The sequence below is a fragment of the uncultured Granulicatella sp. genome, from assembly GCF_963521425.1.
GTDB lineage: Bacteria > Bacillota > Bacilli > Lactobacillales > Aerococcaceae > Granulicatella.
On sequence record NZ_CAUQUN010000006.1, the window covers coordinates 1 to 19,041 of the forward strand.

Annotated in this window: 20 protein-coding genes, 1 pseudogene and 1 other annotated feature; of the genes and pseudogenes, 5 read left to right on the top strand and 16 right to left on the bottom strand. The window is 33.0% G+C overall.

The features are described from left to right. The 10 genes and pseudogenes from RWO76_RS02605 to RWO76_RS02650 form a co-directional block, all read right to left on the bottom strand. Positions 1-1,022 (bottom strand): TGS domain-containing protein (locus RWO76_RS02605; protein WP_314354101.1); only part of this gene is annotated, 1,022 nt, incomplete at its 3' end. 75 nt (positions 1,023-1,097) lie between these two features. Continuing rightward, positions 1,098-1,308: a binding site (T-box leader), on the bottom strand. 69 nt (positions 1,309-1,377) lie between these two features. After that, positions 1,378-2,301, bottom strand: a complete 924-nt coding sequence (dnaI, locus tag RWO76_RS02610; RefSeq protein WP_314354103.1) for a primosomal protein DnaI — start codon at positions 2,299-2,301, stop codon at positions 1,378-1,380. Between the two features lie 2 nt (positions 2,302-2,303). Further along, on the bottom strand, positions 2,304-3,791 hold the full coding sequence (locus RWO76_RS02615; RefSeq protein WP_314354104.1) for a DnaD domain protein: 1,488 nt from the start codon (positions 3,789-3,791) through the stop codon (positions 2,304-2,306). Positions 3,792-3,803: 12 nt separating this feature from the next. After that, complete coding sequence (gene nrdR / locus RWO76_RS02620; protein WP_006702344.1) at positions 3,804-4,280, bottom strand: transcriptional regulator NrdR; 477 nt, start codon at positions 4,278-4,280, stop codon at positions 3,804-3,806. Between the two features lie 29 nt (positions 4,281-4,309). Continuing rightward, positions 4,310-4,915: a dephospho-CoA kinase gene (gene coaE / locus RWO76_RS02625; RefSeq protein WP_314354105.1), complete on the bottom strand. Its 606-nt coding sequence runs from the start codon at positions 4,913-4,915 to the stop codon at positions 4,310-4,312. A gap of 218 nt (positions 4,916-5,133) precedes the next feature. Beyond that, positions 5,134-5,449: pseudogene (locus RWO76_RS02630) on the bottom strand (DUF3847 domain-containing protein). A gap of 114 nt (positions 5,450-5,563) precedes the next feature. Continuing rightward, on the bottom strand, positions 5,564-6,103 hold the full coding sequence (locus RWO76_RS02635) for a DUF6609 family protein (protein WP_314354106.1): 540 nt from the start codon (positions 6,101-6,103) through the stop codon (positions 5,564-5,566). A 177-nt stretch (positions 6,104-6,280) separates the two neighbouring features. Next, the gene (locus tag RWO76_RS02640; protein WP_314354108.1) at positions 6,281-7,420 is read right to left on the bottom strand and encodes an ABC transporter permease; all 1,140 of its coding nucleotides are present in this window, start codon (positions 7,418-7,420) and stop codon (positions 6,281-6,283) included. After that, positions 7,407-8,471, bottom strand: a complete 1,065-nt coding sequence (locus RWO76_RS02645; RefSeq protein WP_314354109.1) for an ABC transporter permease — start codon at positions 8,469-8,471, stop codon at positions 7,407-7,409. Before RWO76_RS02645 ends, RWO76_RS02640 begins: the two co-directional genes overlap by 14 nt. Continuing rightward, positions 8,468-9,412: an ABC transporter ATP-binding protein gene (locus RWO76_RS02650; protein WP_314354110.1), complete on the bottom strand. Its 945-nt coding sequence runs from the start codon at positions 9,410-9,412 to the stop codon at positions 8,468-8,470. The genes RWO76_RS02645 and RWO76_RS02650 overlap by 4 nt, the downstream gene beginning before the upstream one ends. A gap of 160 nt (positions 9,413-9,572) precedes the next feature. Here RWO76_RS02650 and RWO76_RS02655 point away from each other — a divergent pair, with 160 nt between their 5' ends. After that, positions 9,573-10,622 (top strand): histidine kinase, encoded by a 1,050-nt coding sequence (locus RWO76_RS02655; protein ID WP_314354111.1) that lies wholly within the window; start codon positions 9,573-9,575, stop codon positions 10,620-10,622. Further along, entirely contained in the window at positions 10,615-11,229 is a 615-nt protein-coding gene (locus RWO76_RS02660) for a response regulator transcription factor (RefSeq protein WP_314354112.1), read from the top strand. The genes RWO76_RS02655 and RWO76_RS02660 overlap by 8 nt, the downstream gene beginning before the upstream one ends. A 334-nt stretch (positions 11,230-11,563) precedes the next feature. Here RWO76_RS02660 and RWO76_RS02665 read toward each other — a convergent pair whose 3' ends face one another. From RWO76_RS02665 to RWO76_RS02680, 4 genes are all read right to left on the bottom strand, one after another. Then, a complete protein-coding gene (locus tag RWO76_RS02665; RefSeq protein ID WP_314354114.1) occupies positions 11,564-12,910 on the bottom strand; it encodes a glucose-6-phosphate isomerase in 1,347 nt (448 codons plus the stop codon). A 60-nt stretch (positions 12,911-12,970) separates the two neighbouring features. After that, on the bottom strand, positions 12,971-13,363 hold the full coding sequence (locus RWO76_RS02670; protein WP_006702336.1) for a CvfD/Ygs/GSP13 family RNA-binding post-transcriptional regulator: 393 nt from the start codon (positions 13,361-13,363) through the stop codon (positions 12,971-12,973). 9 nt (positions 13,364-13,372) lie between these two features. Next, a complete protein-coding gene (locus RWO76_RS02675; protein ID WP_314354115.1) occupies positions 13,373-13,966 on the bottom strand; it encodes a peptidylprolyl isomerase in 594 nt (197 codons plus the stop codon). Between the two features lie 94 nt (positions 13,967-14,060). Then, positions 14,061-14,708, bottom strand: a complete 648-nt coding sequence (locus tag RWO76_RS02680; RefSeq protein WP_314354116.1) for a CpXC domain-containing protein — start codon at positions 14,706-14,708, stop codon at positions 14,061-14,063. A 152-nt stretch (positions 14,709-14,860) separates the two neighbouring features. On the opposite strand from RWO76_RS02680, the gene RWO76_RS02685 reads away from it, so the two are divergent. The 3 genes from RWO76_RS02685 to RWO76_RS02695 all read left to right on the top strand — a co-directional run bounded on the left by RWO76_RS02685 (position 14,861) and on the right by RWO76_RS02695 (position 16,949). Then, the gene (locus RWO76_RS02685) at positions 14,861-15,370 is read left to right on the top strand and encodes a divergent PAP2 family protein (protein WP_314078392.1); all 510 of its coding nucleotides are present in this window, start codon (positions 14,861-14,863) and stop codon (positions 15,368-15,370) included. A gap of 14 nt (positions 15,371-15,384) precedes the next feature. After that, positions 15,385-16,374: an NAD(P)/FAD-dependent oxidoreductase gene (locus tag RWO76_RS02690; RefSeq protein WP_314354117.1), complete on the top strand. Its 990-nt coding sequence runs from the start codon at positions 15,385-15,387 to the stop codon at positions 16,372-16,374. Between the two features lie 68 nt (positions 16,375-16,442). Then, entirely contained in the window at positions 16,443-16,949 is a 507-nt protein-coding gene (locus tag RWO76_RS02695; protein WP_314354120.1) for a phosphatidylglycerophosphatase A, read from the top strand. A gap of 75 nt (positions 16,950-17,024) precedes the next feature. On the opposite strand, the gene RWO76_RS02700 is transcribed toward RWO76_RS02695, so the two are convergent. Together RWO76_RS02700 and RWO76_RS02705 are read right to left on the bottom strand one after the other, a co-directional pair. Next, complete coding sequence (locus tag RWO76_RS02700; protein ID WP_314354122.1) at positions 17,025-17,729, bottom strand: CpXC domain-containing protein; 705 nt, start codon at positions 17,727-17,729, stop codon at positions 17,025-17,027. 12 nt (positions 17,730-17,741) lie between these two features. Then, positions 17,742-18,998 (bottom strand): hypothetical protein, encoded by a 1,257-nt coding sequence (locus RWO76_RS02705; protein WP_314354124.1) that lies wholly within the window; start codon positions 18,996-18,998, stop codon positions 17,742-17,744. Positions 18,999-19,041 lie beyond the last annotated feature (43 nt).

Here is a 19,041-nt window from a genome sequence, read left to right on the forward strand (position 1 = left end):
TAAACCATCATGTGGTGAGGACAGTTCATTGGACGTAATACTAATAATTCGCCATCTCCCATATCCATTGGAGGGAACATATCTTCTTGATAGTGTGCCCAGTGACCTGAAGTTTTGTATAAACCTACATCAGCCATTACTGGAGTGTACACATGTTGATATCCAAGAGAAATTTCTTTATCTACAATATAACGTTCAATTGTACGACGAATTGTAGCACCTTTTGGTAACCAGAATGGTAATCCTGAACCTACTTCTTGGCTAATCATAAATAAGTCTAATTCTTTTCCTAATTTACGATGGTCACGTTCTTTAGCTTCTTCACGCATTTTCAAGAATTCTTTTAAGTCTGCTTTATCAAAGAATGCTGTTCCGTATACACGTTGCATCATCTTGTTATCAGAATTCCCTCTCCAGTATGCTCCTGCAAGAGATAATAATTTGAATACTTGAATACGTCCTGTTGAAGGTACGTGAATTCCACGACATAAGTCTACGAAATCTTCTTGTTGATAAATAGAAATTGTTTCATCTTCTGGTAAACCATTAATTAATTCTACTTTATATGGATCATTTGCAAAGATTTCTAACGCTTCTGCACGGCTTACTTCACGGCGTACGATTGGATAGTTTTCTTTTACAATTTTCATCATTTCAGCTTCAACTTCTGGAAGAGCATCTTCTGTTAATTGGTTTGGCATATCTGTATCATAATAAAATCCTGTTTCAATGGCTGGCCCTACCCCAAAGTGAATTCCTGGGTATAAACGAGTTAACGCATGTGCTAATAAGTGCGCAGTTGAGTGACGTAAAATTCCCAATGCATCTTCATGGTCTGGTGTTACGATTTCAATACTTGCATCTTCTGTTAATACTCGATCTAAATCAACTAATTCTCCATTTACTTTACCTGCAAGTGCTTTTTTAGCTAAGCTCTTGCTAATTGATTCAGCGATATCTTTCACTGAAATTCCTTGTTCAAATTCTTTTACAGCTCCATCTGGAAATGTAACTTTAATCATTGACATTGTTCTCCTTCTTTCCTTTCAAAAATGTTTTAAAAAACAAAAAAACCATAGTTTGCATACTCATACAAACTATGGGACGTTATTTCTACGTGGTTCCACCCAAATTCATTCGTTTTAAACGAATCTCTTAAACGGACTAACGCTCCGCTACGCCTTGCCATACTTCATTCAAACAAGGATTCAAAAGTGGTAAAACTATCTCGGATGAAGTGTTCCACCAACCCACTTCTCTCTATTAGATAACCAGATAACAGTTTCTTGTCTTTTTCATCATTTTCAAAATATTTAATTCATTAGTTATTCTACCACTATTTTCATAAAAATCAAGACATTTGTTTCTTTTTAAAATTTATGAATAGCGACGGTTTTCTCCAGCTAAGAAAATTTCTTTCGATAGGAAGCGTACACGTTCAATCAAACGTTTCGCCTTTAATAATTCTACATCTCCACGATTAGAGACACTTAAATGTTCTTGCAATTCTTCAATCGTTAAATTAGATGAAAAGAAGGTTGGTAATTGTTGCATCATACGATATTCTAATACAATCATTAAAATTTCATCTCTAAACCAAGCAGAATTTGATTCAGCTCCAATATCGTCTAACATTAAGATTGGTGAAGTTTTTAAAAATTCAACCTTTTCTTCTAAACAATTAGCACCAATCGCACTTTTTAATTCACTCGATAAACTTGGAACATGCACTAAAGTTGTTTCAAATCCGAGTTGAGCTAATTCATTTGCAATAGCTGCTAAGAAATACGTTTTTCCAACTCCAAAGGAACCAACTAAATAAATCGCACGATGAAACTCATTTGGTTTTGCAGATAATTCATTGATAAATTGCAATGAAGCTTGAAAAGTTTCTTGACGCTCTTTTGTAATATCTAAGGAATTTAATGTTACCTGTAATAAATTTTTAGGCATATTAATGGCATGAATTCGATTCGTTAAATCTTGCTGCTGTTGTTTTTGGATAAACTCTTGAGTTGGACGATACACGACTTCGACAAAACCTTGGTTCACCCTTAATAAGGGTTCCATCCCTTTAATGTATGTTTCTACTCCTTGAATACGAGCATCACGTTGTTGAATATATTCCAATAGGGCAGAATAGCTTTTCACTAAATTTTCTTGCGGAATTTCATCTTGATGTTCTTGTAAAAATTGTTGAACTTCTTTGTCTTGTAAAACTTCTGCTACAATTTTTTGATATTGTTGTTGAAATGCTGTAGTAGCCGTTTTATTTCCAAATAAATCTTGCATTCCTTCCATCTCTATTCTCCCTTCACTTGTTCAGAATTCCCACTTGTTTTCAATTGAGAAAGCTGAGCTTTTAATAATTGAAGATTTTCATCATCCAATGGACTTTCTTTTGTTTCATTTGGTTTCATCGCCCAGTCAGGAACAGAAGCCACTCTTCCTTTCGGAGCATTTCCATAATATTTTTTACCTGAGTATGATTGTACTTGTCGGTTTTCAATTTTTTCTTTACGACTAGCTTTAAATTCTTTATCTCTTTGACGAACTGCTTGAATCGCTTGTTCAGCTGTTTGAATCCCTTTTTGACTCCAGTCATTCGCAATCGTATCCATTAAATTTTTATTAATCGTTGGATTATTTTTAACAACTAATACGTAATGAATTAAAATATTAATCACTTCAGATGGAATCGTTCCTACTTGAACTAAATCTAAAATAATCCGTTGTTCTCCATTTGAAACATAACCATTTCTTTGTTGCTTAATACTTGTCATAAAGTCAAAAGGTGTCATTTCTTTTGCTAATGTAATTAATCGTTGAATCGCCTGAGGTAAATGAGTAGACGTTGAAGTTGTTTCTTGTTGTTCTTCTACAACAACTTCTGAAACTACAGGCATACTTTCTTCTTTCGGAACAACTGAAGTTACAGTAGCCTCCTCTTGTTTAGATACTGCTAAATGCTGATTAGCATTAATAATAATCGAATACAATTCCTTTTCATCAATTTCACCCGTAGATAAATCCGCAGCATAAATCACATATTGCGCAATTTCTCTTTCCGTTAATCCATAATATATTTGGAAACTATTTAACATTTGCTTCACTTCATCTGTTAAAGCCTGTTCATGAACAAATTGACTCTTTAGCAAGTCTGTTAATAATTCCCAGTCAATATTTGAATTCATAACTAATGATTCTTGTTGCTTCACATCTTTAATCATTTGTTTTTCTTGAGCGATATTTCTCTTGTACTGTGACATATTAAAAGGTAATTGGAATCCTTCTTGGAAAGTACTTGTAACATCTTCCCCATAAGCAGCCTTTTCCTTTACACTAAAACGTTTTTGTAAGATTTCAAAACGTTGATGACCTACTTGATTCACTAAAAGTGTTGATAATAAAGCATCTTTGAAAAATAAATTTGGACTCGCTGGTGCTTGTAATTCAAATGTATATTGAGCACTAATCGATTCTTCATCTTCATAGCGGTAGGTTTTTAATAAGCCAACTGATTCTAAACGAATTCTTGCTTGATAAAAATCTGGAATTCCCATATTCACTAAGGCTAATAAATCAGCCAATCGAATGACATCACTTTGATAGGAATTCGGAGAAAGCTCACTAAATAAGACTAAATATAAAGTTGAGGCTTGAACCCCTAAAAATGGTACATATAATTGCGTCACAAATTGTAATTCACGTTGTGTCAGCCAAACTTGCTGTGTCACTTGAATACAATCACGTGGATTCAACTGACTCCACTTTATTGATTTCTCGTCCATTTGATCCTCCTATTATGATTTACTATCTTTACGATCCATTTCAAAAGACATTCTTTCTAATTCTTTTAAGAACATTTTTCTATCTGTAAATTGACGGTATACACTTGCAAAACGAATATAGGCAATATCATCAATTTTTGCAAGGTAGTCCATGACCATCTCTCCAATTAACATACTTGAGATTTCATTTTCTCCTTCTTGATTAATCGTATGTTCTACTTCATTCACAATTTGTTCTAATTGACTTAATGGAATCGGACGTTTTTCAGCAGAACGAACTAATCCATTTAATAATTTTTCACGATTAAACGCCTCGCGATTTCCATTTCTTTTAATGACTAAAATCGGCGCTTTTTCTAATCTTTCAAAAGTTGTGAATCGATAACCACATTCATCACATTCTCTTCTTCTTCGAATTGAACGACCATCGTCTGCTGGACGGCTATCAATCACTCGTGAACCATTAAATTTACATCTTGGACATTGCATGACGATGTCCCCTTTCTTCAAGTTTTTTCTTATTGTAGTATATCATTTTTCGTTTCTACTAGCCACTGTTCAACTTGCTGATATAACTGTTGAATTGTACCTTGATTATCCAATAATACTGTCGCTCTGTTTCGTTTTTCCTCAATAGATAATTGAGAATCGATTCGAGACAGCGCTTCTTGTTTTGTATATTGATTTCTTCTCATTAATCGTTCTAATTGTAGTTCTCTTGGAACATAAACAACGATAATTTCTTCGCATAATTCCTCATAATGCTTTTCAAATAATAGGGGCAAATCTAAAACAATCATGCTCTCTCCATTTTGACGATACTCTTCGATTTCCTCTAAAATCATGATTTTAATGAGAGGCTGTAATAGGTCATCTAGTTTTTGACGGTTTTCTGCATTTGAAAAAATTAATGCACCTAATTTTTGACGATTTAAGCTTCCATCTTCTTCAAATACATCACTACCGTAAGCTTTTCTAATTTCTATAGCGCCTTGACTATTGGGTTCGACTACTTTACGAGCAACTTCATCTGCATCAATGACAGGAATTTCCAATTGTTTTAAGTAAGAAGATACCGTAGATTTCCCAGAAGAAATCCCACCTGTTAATCCAACAATTTTCACAAAAAACCTCCTTGTAGCTCTTTTGTTCTATGTTAGATGAAAACAAAGAGGGATGCAATAAAAAACTATGTAAGGGAAACAAAAAAGGAATTTCCCCGTAGCAGCAATAAGCCTCGCTTTGCAAGTACCGACCCCCAAAAGTTAGACCAAAAATCTAACTTTTGGGGGCCACTACACCTGTTAAGGTGTATATGTGCGCCTTTGTAAACAAGAAACTATTATTCGATGTCCATTTCTACCTCTTGGTTTTCTGTAATTTCTACTTCTGTTTCTTCTCTTTTCTCTATGATTTTATATTTTGATATCGGCTTCCTCTTTACGAATTAGAGATATAATTAGCTGATAAAATTCATCTTTGCTTAAGTTCTTGCTTTCTGTAAAGATATTTTCAAAGACTGCTCCTTTTTCATATATTCTTTTATCTCTCTTTTTTCTTTCTTCCTGTTTCTGCTGACTGGTTAGTTTTTTTCTTTTGTTTTGTAATTGCTTTATTTCTTCATCTACCATTAAGATTTTTTCTTCTATGTTTTTCATTTTGTCTTTCCCTCTCTTTCTTATTTTGAGCAAAGAAAAAAACAGTAAACCTTTTCCGATTTACTGTTTCTCTGTTATTTTTATTAAGTTGCTAGTTCAACAAACAATTAGAATTTATTGCTTTGTTACTTTAGAAAAGAATAACAAATAAACCCCAAATATAAATTTAATTATTGCATCAATATAGGCAAATAGTACCAAAGAGACACCAGAAAAAATATACCCCATGATAATATTAATAGTGCACATAATTCCTAATAAAACCATTGATTTTCCATGTACAAAATAGAATGGAAAAAAATGCAATGCTGTGGCTAATAATGCTCCCAACCATATCAATCTCCAATTCTCCGTAGCAAAAAATGGACCTCCTAAAAAAATCATTAATATAAACAGTAATATTATTGAGTATTGAGAAACCTTATTTTGAAATTTAGTCGATGATCCAGTGGATAGTTTTTTTAGTAAGTTTTTATTCATATTAATTGAAAAAAAGCAAACTACATAACCTATACTAAACACTTGCATATTTATAATTTGTTGTCCACCTATTAAGGTAGCAACAGCGATAACTATGGCAACCGCAATTAACCATAAACCGCCAGATTTTTTATAATTAAATTCTAACTTTTTATTTTTTTCATATCCTAACATTTGCCGAAAAACCTCTCTTAATCTTAATTTATTTATCTATTTCACTTAATATTTTAGAATTTTTCTACTACCAGATTTCATACTCATTCGCTACTATTCCCCCGTAAAGTTTCAAAGTAACTTCTAGTTAAGTATCAAAACTAGAACTTAGATTGAGAATTTACCAGAGATTTCTATTTAAAACTTATTAATGCGACGAATGCGCTGCACGCTAAACGCCATTACGATATATAAAACAGTAAATAAAGCAATCATCCCTAAATGAAATGCATAACTAGAAAACTCTGTTGAAGAATTGCTCGCTGCTGAAGTCACATAATAAACTGGGAAGAATTTAGCAATGTTGACTCCATAGGAACTTACCAATTCTAAAGGAACAAAAATTCCGGATAAAAATGCCAGCCCCGTTCCCAATATTGTACTTGCAGCTGAATAAGCATATTGATTCTCGCCAATCACTACTGCACAAAGGAATGACAAAGCATAAGCTGAAATTGCCGAAGCTGTACTCAATAATAAAATCTTCAATGCTTGAGAACTTGCATAAAATTCAGGAGCTAAAATCCCTACAAAAACTAGATTAATGCCAACAATTAAACATACTATCGTTAACCCTGCTAAAAATTGTTCCAACATCACTCGACGCTCATCTTTCATTGCAATCGCAATTCTCTTAGCAACTTCTTTCCCCTTCATTTTAGAAAAAATCGTACCAAATAAATAAATGAACACTGAAAAATAGATAAATGGACTATAGGCAAAATAATTTACACCAAATTTTTCTTTAGAGTATTGACTGGATACGGCTTCTTTTTTAGACAGAAGTGTTACTGTTACTTCTTGATCTATAATCTTTTCAATTCTTTCTGGATTAAAATTCCCTTCTTTTTTCAAAGCAACTGCATATCGAAGATAAGAATTTACATACTCACGAATTAAATGTCCCGATAATGAATTGGAGATTTCCATTTCAACAACTTCTTGTTCTTTTTCTAATTTTGATTGAGCATCACTTGGAATCCATAATCCTGCATCTACATCTCCTGCATAGATGGCTTCTTTCATACTCGTATCACTTTTTGTCGTTTTTTGTACTTCATGTTTCTTTTGAAGTGTTTGAATCAATTGATTGATTATTTCGTTAGATCCATTTGATTCATCTTTAATCATGATTTTAACGGGAACATCTTCAAAATGCTTCCTTTCATCTATCCCAGAAGTTTGAAGTAAAGCCATCCCCATAAAAATTACTAAATAAATAATGCCATATATTTTGTAACGATTCGCAAGTTTTAAAAAATACTTATAAACTGTCATAACGTGTTCTCCTTAATCTCCATAATGCAAAGACCATTAATAGAAGTGTATAAATTCCAAGTAATCCAAAAATACGAGTCATTTGTGTTCCCTCGTTTAAACGGTTTAATTGATAAAATCCAGACATAATCAAAGCTACCGGATTATACTGATTTACCCATGGAAGATGGCTATTCATAAATACTCGTATACTACTTCCCATTAATCCTGCAATAGCGGATGCAATCATATTGGTCATTAATGCTACTATAATTCGTCCTTGTATACTCAACTGTTGAAGAGTTCCTATTAAAATTCCAAAGGATAATCCAAAAATATTTCCTATAAGCATTAATAAAATACTACCTGTCCAATTCGTAAATAACTGTAATTTTAAAATTTGAGTCATATACACTAATAAAAGGGCATTCGAAAGCACATTTAACGTTAATCCTGTAGCAAAACTGTAAATCAGAAATTTCCATTTACTAAATGAACTTCCCATAACTCTTCGTCCCACTTCAGATAAATTACCATTCATATACGCTACACAAACAACTCCACTAAAGATAGAATACATTGCAAAACTTGCTAGACTTGAATAGAACATCATCGTTCCTTCACTAACATCACTCTTTGTTTCTTGTATCCAACTTTTTTTAAAATCAATGGTAGAGGCACTTTTTCCAAGAGATTGAACTTGTTTTATTTGAGTGACTACATTTTTCAAAACACTTTGAGGAACACCTGATTCTTTTGCCACTACAATATCTAAATTATTTTCAACAAATCCATCTGCTTTTTCTTCAAGCGTTAACTGCTTTCCCTCTTCTGCTGATGCTACATCAATAATTTCAAAATTTTCACCTGCTTGTTCAAATACAAAATGAAAAGGATGATCCTTAGTTATCGCTACCCGAACGGGATTTAATTCCTGATGAATCACACCAGAAAGTGATAAATAAAAGAAAGTCGTTAAAATCACTGGATAACATAATACCCAAAATGAAAATGCAAAATCTTTTACCGTATTTTTAAATAAATACTTAAATAACTTTAGAAATGTCATCATCTATCACGAAGTCCTTTCCCAGTATATGCTAGAAATACATCATCTAAACTTGGTTGTTCACTATATAAACGAACATAATTTAACTGCAATTCTTCAATCGTATTGGCTACATGCATTAAATGATTATTCCCTTTTTTAAAATGAAACTTCAACTGTTGCTTTTGTTCTTCCATTACTAAAATTTGAGGAATTTGTCTTAATCGCTCTAATTGTTCACTTGTTGGAATCGTTGTTAATTCTACTTGAATAATTTCTGACGTAGTAATCGATGCTTTTAATTCTTGAGACGTTCCAGAGATAATACTCTTTCCTTTATCCATAATCACAATACGATCACTTAATCCATCCACTTCATCTAAATAATGAGTGGTATAAATAATGGTACTACCTTTTTCATTTAATTGACGAATTCCATCTAAAATAAACGAACGACTTTGAGTATCAACTGCAACAGTTGGTTCATCAAAGAAAATTAAAGAAGGTTTATGCACAATGCCACAAGCAATATTTAATCGACGTTTCAATCCACCGCTTAATTTTTTCGGAAGAAATTTACGAAAATCTTGTAATTCTGTAAATTCAATCGCTTCTTTTACATATTGTTTTCGCAATGTTGAATCTGAAATGTATAGTCCACAAAAGAAATCAATATTTTCTTCCACTGTTAAATTTTCTAAATAAGCTAACTCTTGTGGCACAATTCCAATTTGCCCTCTAGCTTTAGCAGATAATGGAAATTGACTTTCTCCTAATACGGTAATCTCTCCACTATCAAATGTTAAAAATCCTAACATACAATTGATTAAAGTTGTTTTTCCACATCCATTTGGACCAAGAAGCGCTAATAACTCCCCTTTTTGAATCTCAATGTCAAAGTGATTTAACGCCATTAAATCTTTATATCGTTTTACTAAACCTTTTACTACAATACTTGTTTCCATATTTTCACCTATCCTTTCATCACAATCTTAGTATATAAAATGTCTTCACTCTTACCTAGTGTCAAATATCATCATCTTCATATGACATTTGTCATATTTTTATAGAATTTTGTGACTTTTGCAGTTATACTACAATAAAAAGCAGATTGGAGGGATATTCTTGCGTACATTCATTGAAAAATCATTATTTTTTATTCTCATCAGTATTTTTTTAGCACAGGAAAATATTGAACTGTTGACAATTTTTCTAGGATTTTGTATGTATATCCTCTCTCTTTCCCCTTATGTCAGTTCAAAATTCATTTCATCAATTGCATTAGGGATTTCTGGAATACTTTGTATTCTATTTCCGCAAACTGGACTTTATAGTGTACTGTTCATCATGCATGCTGTTCACTTATATGGTTTAGTGGGAATTTTTTCAGGAATAATTTTATTTTTACAGCCTAATTTATTTACCTTTATCCTCGGTATCATTGGTAGTTATATTATTTTACAAACTCAAAAGGATGAAGCTTTTCAAAAGAAAAATTATCAAATACAAAATGATTTAGAACTAGAACGTTTAAAATTAGTCCAACGTCAACAATCAAGCTCTGAAGAAGTTTTAAAACAAATGGAAATTGCTACGTTAAAAGAAAGAAATCGCATTTCTCATGCATTGCACGATCAACTAGGACATACTTTGAGTGCTTCTATTATGCAATTAGAAGCTCTACAAATTATTACAACTGAACCCGTTGTGGAAGAAAAATTGGCACATTTATCGAGCATTTTACAACAAGAAATGGATGATATTCGATTAACCATTCATCAAATGTATGATGACTCATTCTCACTTTCGCAAAGAATGGATACACTCCTTCAACCTGTAACGGAAAAAGCACAAGTGAATTTTACGAACACTATTTCAGATAGTATTCCGATTACTATAAAATATGATATTTTAACGATTTGTAAGGAAATGACGACAAACTTTATGAAACATTCCAATGGAACACAACTTCAATTATTCCTTTTGGAACAAAAAACAACCTACACCATTGATTATAAAGATAATGGTGACCGTCCAACTAACACTCCCTCAGGTATGGGACTAACAATGATGAAGGAATTAGTGGAAAAACATAATGGAGATTTTACACTTCAAACAAAAAATGGATACGAAATTTTTATTCGTATTCCAAAACAGGAGGCCTCTCATGATTAAGACGATTCTTATTGATGATGATTATTTAGTATTACAAGCATTAGAAACCATCCTATCTGCCCAATCTCATATTGAAGTCGTTGGAATGGGAAGCAATGGATCTGAAGCGATTCAACTATACGAACAACATCAGCCTGATTTAGTGTTAATGGACATTCGAATGGAACCTACTTCTGGGATTGAGGCAGCTAAACATATTTTACAAGCTTATCCTGAAGCAAAAATTTTATTTTTAACGACCTTTCAAGATGATGAATATATTACAAAAGCATTAGCAATTGGCTGTAAAGGATATTTATTAAAACAACATATTAAAGGCATCATCCCTGCCATCGAAGCAGTTATGAATCATCAAATTGTATACGATTCAACAATCGATATGCCGGTTAAAAAATTGGTTCAAAGAAAAGCTAGTAAACTCTTGAACGAAAGAGAAAATGAATTACTCTATTTAGTAGCAGAAGGATACAATAATAAAGAAATCGCAGAAAAAATGTACTTAAGCGAAGGCACTATAAGAAACTACCTCTCCTTACTTTTAGAAAAATTAAACTTAAGAGACAGAACCCAATTAGCCATTTATTACTATAAAGATTTGGTAGAATGAACTATTAATGACAAAACAAAGACACCACAAAGTGGTGTCTTTTTAATCTACCAATATAAAAAAAGGAATTTCCATCTAGCAACCATGAGACCGCAGGTCTGCTGGCATCCTTTACTACATCTTGGAAATTCCATTTCTAACTCCAATACGTCTCCCATTTTATGATAGCAAACAAAAAGGAATTTCGCCGTAGCAGCAGTGATTGAAACGGCACAGCCGTTCCAATCACAGGAAATTTTGAGACCTTAGGCTCAAAATTTAGCAATGAGACTCGCTTGGCGAGGCTGCTTGCGTCCTTGCTACAATTCAGAAATTCCATTAAAAAATATTTTTATTATAAACGATTGTTCAACTCTTCTGCTAGTTCTTCAAATCCTGGTTTACCTAATAAAGCAAACATATTTTTCTTATACGCTTCAACACCAGGTTGGTCAAATGGATTCACACCATTTAAGTAACCAGAAATACCTACAGCGATTTCGAAGAAGTAAATTAAATGACCTAAAGTATAAGCTGACATATCAGGAATTGTTACAACAAAGTTTGGCACTTGACCATCCGTATGCGCTAATAAAGTACCTTGGAAAGCTTTTGTATTTACAAAATCCATTGTTTTACCTTGTAAATAACCTAAACCATCTAAATCTTCCTCAGTTTCAGGAATTGTTACAGTTTCATTAGGAGTACCCACTTTAATAACAGTTTCGAAGATATTACGTTGACCTTCTTGGATGTATTGACCTAATGAGTGTAAGTCAGTTGAGAAGTTCGCACTTGAAGGATAAATACCTTTCAAGTCTTTCCCTTCAGATTCACCGAATAATTGTTTCCACCATTCTGAGAAGTATTGTAAAGTTGGCTCGTAGTTAATTAATAATTCAGTCACTTTACCTTTACGGTATAACACATTTCTAGCTACCGCATATTGATAAGCTTCGTTTTCTTTTAAGTTTGCTGAGCTATAAGCCACACGAGCATCTTCAGCCCCTTGCATTAATGCATCTACATCTGCACCAGTTACAGCAATTGGTAATAAACCTACAGCTGTTAATACAGTGAAACGACCACCTACATCATCTGGAATTACAAATGTTTGATAACCTTCAACATCTGCTTCTGATTTTAATGCTCCACGAGCACGATCAGTTGTTGCATAAATACGTTTAACTGCTTCTTCTTTACCATATTTTTTAATTAATAAATCTTTAAACACACGGAACGCAATTGCTGGTTCTGTAGTTGTACCTGATTTAGAAATAACGTTTACTGAGAAATCACGATCTCCAATTAACTCAATTAAACCATGTAAGTAAGTTGAGCTAATGCTGTTTCCTGCGAATAACACTTGCGGTGTTTTACGTTGTTCTGCTGGTAAATAGTTATAAAATGCATGATTTAAGAAATCAATAGCTGCACGAGCTCCTAAATATGAACCACCGATACCAATCACAACTAATACTTCAGAATCTTCTTGAATTTTTTTAGCTGCTTCTTTGATACGAGCAAATTCTTCTTTATCATAGTCACGAGGTAAGTTAATCCAACCAGTGAAATCTGCACCTGCTCCTAATCCCTCTCTTAAATCTTTGTCAACTGCTGTTACAGTTGATTGTAATTGATCGATTTCTTCTTGATTAAAGAAACCTAATGCTTTGGAATAATCAAATGAAATATGTCCCATGATGAACCTCCTAAAAATTTCTTCTTCTATTATATCAATTTTTCTATAAAATGAGTACTACTATGCTTTATTTTCTTTCGGCTTTACAAATTTTTCTTGCGCCTCTTCAATCCAATACGGCAATTGATGCGCTAAAGATGAAAATCCAATTGGTGGAGTAAAGCGTTTCTTATTTCGCTTAATTCTCGTTGGTGTAGAAGGTACATCTAGTTTTTCTAATGCACGAATCGATAAACTAATTTTATCGGTAAATTCATCTACATCAATCACTTTTGCAGTGACTTCTTCTCCAATTTTTACAAAATTATGCACATTATCCATATATCCATGCTTACATTCAGAAATATGAATTAATCCTTGTGTCTCTTCATCTAAAGCTAGAAAAATTCCATAAGGCTGAACTCCTGTCACTTTAGCAGTAATCACATCTCCAATGCGATACGTCTGTGTCATGTTCAACCCCTAGCCTTTCACTACTGTCGTTGATTCAATCACAACATCTTCCAATGGACGATCTTGACCATTGCGTTTCACGGATTCAATTTTTAATACGACATCCATTCCTTCAACAACACGACCAAAAACAGTATGACGATGATCTAACCATGGTGTTCCACCATTTTTTGCATAAGCTTCAACGATTTTTTCTGGCCATCCCATCTCTTTTAATTGTGTTAACATTTGAGCAGGAACATGTTTCGCTGTTACGATGAAAAATTGTGAACCATTTGTATTTGGCCCAGCATTTGCCATTGAAAGAGCTCCATAAAGATTAAATAATTCTTTTGAAAATTCATCTTCAAATTTTGGACCCCAAATCGATTCACCACCCATACCAGTACCAGTTGGGTCTCCACCTTGAATCATAAAATCTTCAATGACACGATGGAAAATGACTCCATCGTAATATCCATTTTTCGCATGTGTTACAAAGTTTTTAACAGTCTTTGGTGCACGCTTTTTAAATAATTCTAAAGTAATATCCCCCATATTTGTATGTAAAATTACAACAGGGTTTCCTTTTAATTGTCTTCTTAATTGTGGAAATATAACCATTTTCCCCTTATTCTTCCCTTCTTTTCTAAGTTTTATACTGCTTCAATTAAACCATAAAATGCCTTTTTTATCAATTTATGGACGAAGTTTCAACCTACTCATCTCCGACAGAAGCAACAATTTGTGCCCAATAGCGATCCACTAATAAATCTTTTTCTGGTTTTGCTTTTTCTAATTGTTTTTCTGCAATTTTTAATAGTTCATCCGATACTGGAATAAAATGAGAAATTTGCTTTCCATTTACAATATAAATTCCTACTCCTGCTTCTTGTTGATTACTAAAAAGAATACGATCAAATACGATGTTTTTTTGCAACATTCGATCGACGCAGTAATATTTTACAATTTCAATAATACGATCGTCATACCCTTCTTCAGTAATGCATAACTTTTCAAAAAATTCATCACAACTTCCCACATAACGAACAGCATATCCACTATCTAAGAAATCTTGATTTGTTGTTTGATCATCGATTAAGACTTGTTGCAATTCCTTTTGCATTTCTTCTTCTTTTGGATAAAAATGGATCAAAATTTTCTTATCCATATCCTGATAATTCAAAATATATGGAATAAAGTATTTTTGCCCACAATGTGGACAAGTACATTGAAATACTGTTTGATTGATTAATTTTTCTTTTAATTCTGGAGTTTCAGTCACATTCACATTTTGATAAATCGTATAGTCAAAAGTCTTTTGACATGTTTCACAGTGAATTGGGACTTGATTTACTTCTGTCATGAATATACCTTCTTTCGAATTCTACTGTGCCTAGTATACCACGCTCGTCAAAAACTTTCCCCTTTTATTTACTGTTTTTCCTTTCCTTATTTGGTATAACGTTTAAGAATATGGTATAGTATAAAAGACTAATTAGGAAAGAGTGTATATATATGACTATTTTTGAAAATTATCCTTTAATAGCAGCATTATCATCAATATTATTTGCACAATTTGTTAAATTTCCAATTGCCTTTTTCACTCGAAAAAAAGGAGCACATTTATCCCTTATGACAAGTACAGGTGGAATGCCGAGTTCTCACTCTGCTGCTGTTACTTCACTCATTACAGCTCTTGGATTGGAATATGGATTTGCTTCTCCACTTGTAGCAATTGCCACAACATTTGGTGTAATTGTCATGTTTGATGCGATGGCGGTTAGACGCCAAAGTGGTGAACAAGGAATTTTATTATCACAATTATTTGAAGAACAATTAAGAGATGAATCTACAAAATTATCAGAGATTGAAATTGATGATGATGAACCAATTCAATTATTTAATACAGAAGAAAATAAAAAATTAATTATTAAGAAATATCTTGGTCATAAACCAGTAGAAGTATTTGGTGGTGCAATGACAGGAATCGTGATTGCAATCCTATTACGCTTCTTATATTTCTAAGAATGGAGAATAAAATGACAACAACAGAAATCGTAGATATTGCCATTATTGGCGGTGGACCCGTTGGATTATTTACAGCTTTTTATGCAGGACTTCGTCAAGCTAGTGTAAAAATTATCGAAAGCCTTCCTCAACTTGGAGGACAACCTGGAATGTTATATCCTGAAAAAATGGTTTACGATATTCCTGCTTATCCTGAAATTTTAGCTGGAGATTTAGTAGAAAACTTAATCAAGCAATTAGATAGATTTGAGGTTACACAAATTTGCCTAGAAGAAGAAGCGCTACAAATTGAAAAATTCGAAGACTACTATGAAATTACAACCTCTAAACAAAAACACTTTGCAAGAACCATTATTATTGCTTGCGGAAACGGAGCTTTCCGTCCTCGTAAATTAGAACTAGAAGGTGCAGAAAATTACGAAAATCATCAACTGCACTACTTCGTAACTAATTTAGAACAATTTAGAGATAAAAAGATTGCTATTTGTGGTGGTGGAGATTCAGCTGTTGACTGGGCACTAGCGTTAGAAAATATCGCTAAAAAAGTTAGCATCATTCACCGTCGCCCACAATTCAGAGCACACGAACATAGCGTTGAATTACTTCAAAATTCTTCCGTTGAAATCTTCACACCATTTATTCCAGAACGCTTAAATGGTGATGGAAATACACTTCAATCTGTTACGTTTAAACAAGCTCGTGGAGAAGAAGAAATTGAATTAGAAGTGGATGACTTCATTGTCAGCTATGGTATTTCCTCTTCTATCGGCTCCATTAAAGAGTGGGGATTAGAACTTCAAAGAAATGCGATTATCACAAATAGTAAAATGGAAACAAACCTTCCAGGTATATTTGCTGTTGGTGACATTGCCACATACGAAGGAAAAGTTCAAATTATCGCAACAGGATTTGGTGAAGCTCCGATTGCTGTTAACCAAGCAATGGCATACATTCATCCTGAGAAAAGAATCCAAACCATTCATAGTTCTTCTCTTTTCTAGGAATATATGTTATAATGATGTATTCGTTTCCACTTTTAAATTCTGGAAACGTGGAAGGAGAGTTTTTTATGAAAAATACAAAAGAATTACATGAATATGCACTATCACTTCTTCACGAACGTGGAGTTGAGTTAGAAGAAATTGCAAAATTAGTTCATTTCTTACAAGAACCATATTTTCCTAATTTAACGCTTGAACACTGCTACAATAATGTTGAATTTGTTCTAAAAAAACGTGAAGTACAAAACGCCATTATTACAGGAATTGAGTTAGATAAATTAGCAGAAAAAAATCAACTATCTCAACCATTAAATGATATTCTTACAAAAGATGAAGGTTTATATGGTGTAGATGAGATTCTTGCTTTATCTATCGTGAATGTATATGGTTCTATCGGATTTACAAACTATGGTTATATCGATAAAGTAAAACCAGGAATTTTAGAATTATTAAATGATAAATCAAGTGGCTACTGCCACACATTCTTAGATGACATCGTAGGTGCTATCGCAGCAGCAGCAGCAAGTCGTGTAGCCCACGGATATCCAGAATCCCAAGAAGCAGAATTAGATTAATTTAATAAAATAACAAGGACTGCATGAAATTCGTAAAATCGAATTTCATGCAGTCCTTTTCAACCTCAGCGAAGTCTAGTTTTCGTCTTCTTCAAGTTCTTCGAGACGCTTTTTCATAATTTTCTTAATTTCATAAGTATCAACTTCATACTGTATACATTCACACTCTTCAGCAAAAGCTTCTAAAATCGCCTCATATTCCTCTTCATCAAATTCTACTGCAAATACAGGACGACCATCTTGTACACCAACAAAAGCTCTGTCTTGATCATCTATAAATACTAAATGATCAAATTCTTTATCAAAATCATACTCAAGCTCCATATATGATTTCAGCAATTCGACTGCTACATCATTTAAACCCGCTTCAAAAATGATCATCTTTTCCACTGCTGAACCATAGTTCGGTTCAAAACGAATACGATACTCTTGTTCATCTAATGCACGAACTTCAAGAACAAAATCTTTTTCTTCTTCTGACGTAATTCCTAATCCATGTGACACTTGCATGAGTTTAACACCATTATCATATTCATTGTCACTATAATAAATACGATATTTCTTTTCCTGATTATCGATTACAAATCCCTCTTGATCTTTTAACACAGTATATTCTTCTCGACAATAAAGACATTCAAATTCAAAAATAGACGCATCTAAAAGATAAGGAATCAATTCCTGTTGTCTTGGTAATTCAATTTTTTGATATTCACGTATACCAAAATGTCGTCTGCAATACAAACATCTAACTTCTCTATCTACAAATAATTTTTCCGTCATCTCTTCACCTATTTACTCTATATTCATCCAAATTGTAGCGTCATCATCATCTACATACGTTGTCCACGCTACTCCAAAGGAAGCCTTCTTCGCTTCTGGTGGATAATAAACAACACCATTCGAATCCACTTCAATCTCATAGTGTTCTGGATCTACCTTTTCAGCCCACATTCCGACTGCTAGCTGATTCCACTGCCACTGTGCTCCTAATAAATCAATTCCCTCATAAGATTTAATATAGCGCATTTCCTCGAAATCCATCGAAGTTTTTAATACAACCGTTTTGCCTGCTAACACCTCTAATTGAGCTGGTCTTAAACGATACGAACCATTGACTAAATTTTCTTTCCATACTCTTAATTTCGTAAATTCGTAATGCATTGGAATGAGTTCTCCATCTGCTTCCAGCCAAAATTCCCCAATCGTTGTTTTTAAAATATGCACAGGATTAACTGTTTTATTTTTGCTTCCGAAAATCGTTTTTTCTCTTAATTCATTTTCTCTAGAATTATAAATAATCTGTTCTCTTGGAATGGACAACTGATAATCGCTCACAGCTTCTTGATGGGAAGAAACAACATTTGTGATATATTTCAATTCTTCTATTGGAAAATCTGCTGCCTCTTCATCTCCATAAAAAACTTTTTCAACGAAAGCCTCTACTTCTTGGAAATATTCTCCAACAGGAACCGTTACATAATCGCCCACTTCTACTTCTAAATTTTTATGACATAAATACACATATTGTTTTCGGCTACCTTCAAAGCTCACACGGCAATATTTATATTCTCCATCTTGATGAGTCGGCTCAATTTTTTCTTTTGAATCAACGCTAAATTCACGGCAAGATTCTAAGAAGTCTAGTAATTTTAAAATTTCTTCTTCAAATAAACTAATCTCATAATATTCTGTTAAATATCTTCCACCTTTGATAAAAGGGCGAACTCGAATTCCTAATAAACTAACATCTGATTCATATTCTTTAGGAGAAAAATATAAAGCAATATCCTCTTCTTCAAATGATAAATGCCAAGGCTCTACTTCTTCATTTTCTTTTATTTTTCTTAAAGATTCAATCCACTGATCTACTTCTCTTACACGGAGAAATTCTCCATTGACTTTTAAAGATACAAAAGCATTTTCAATCGAACATTTTCCATTTACCCATTGATTAGGAGTAGCTTCTTTTCCAATTGTATTTCCATCAAACTCAAATGACAATGTTGTACCTAGAAATAATTTTTCTTTAAAACGAACTTTATTTCTCATATAATTCCTCCCTGTTCTTCTCTTGTATCTTATCATTTTTCAA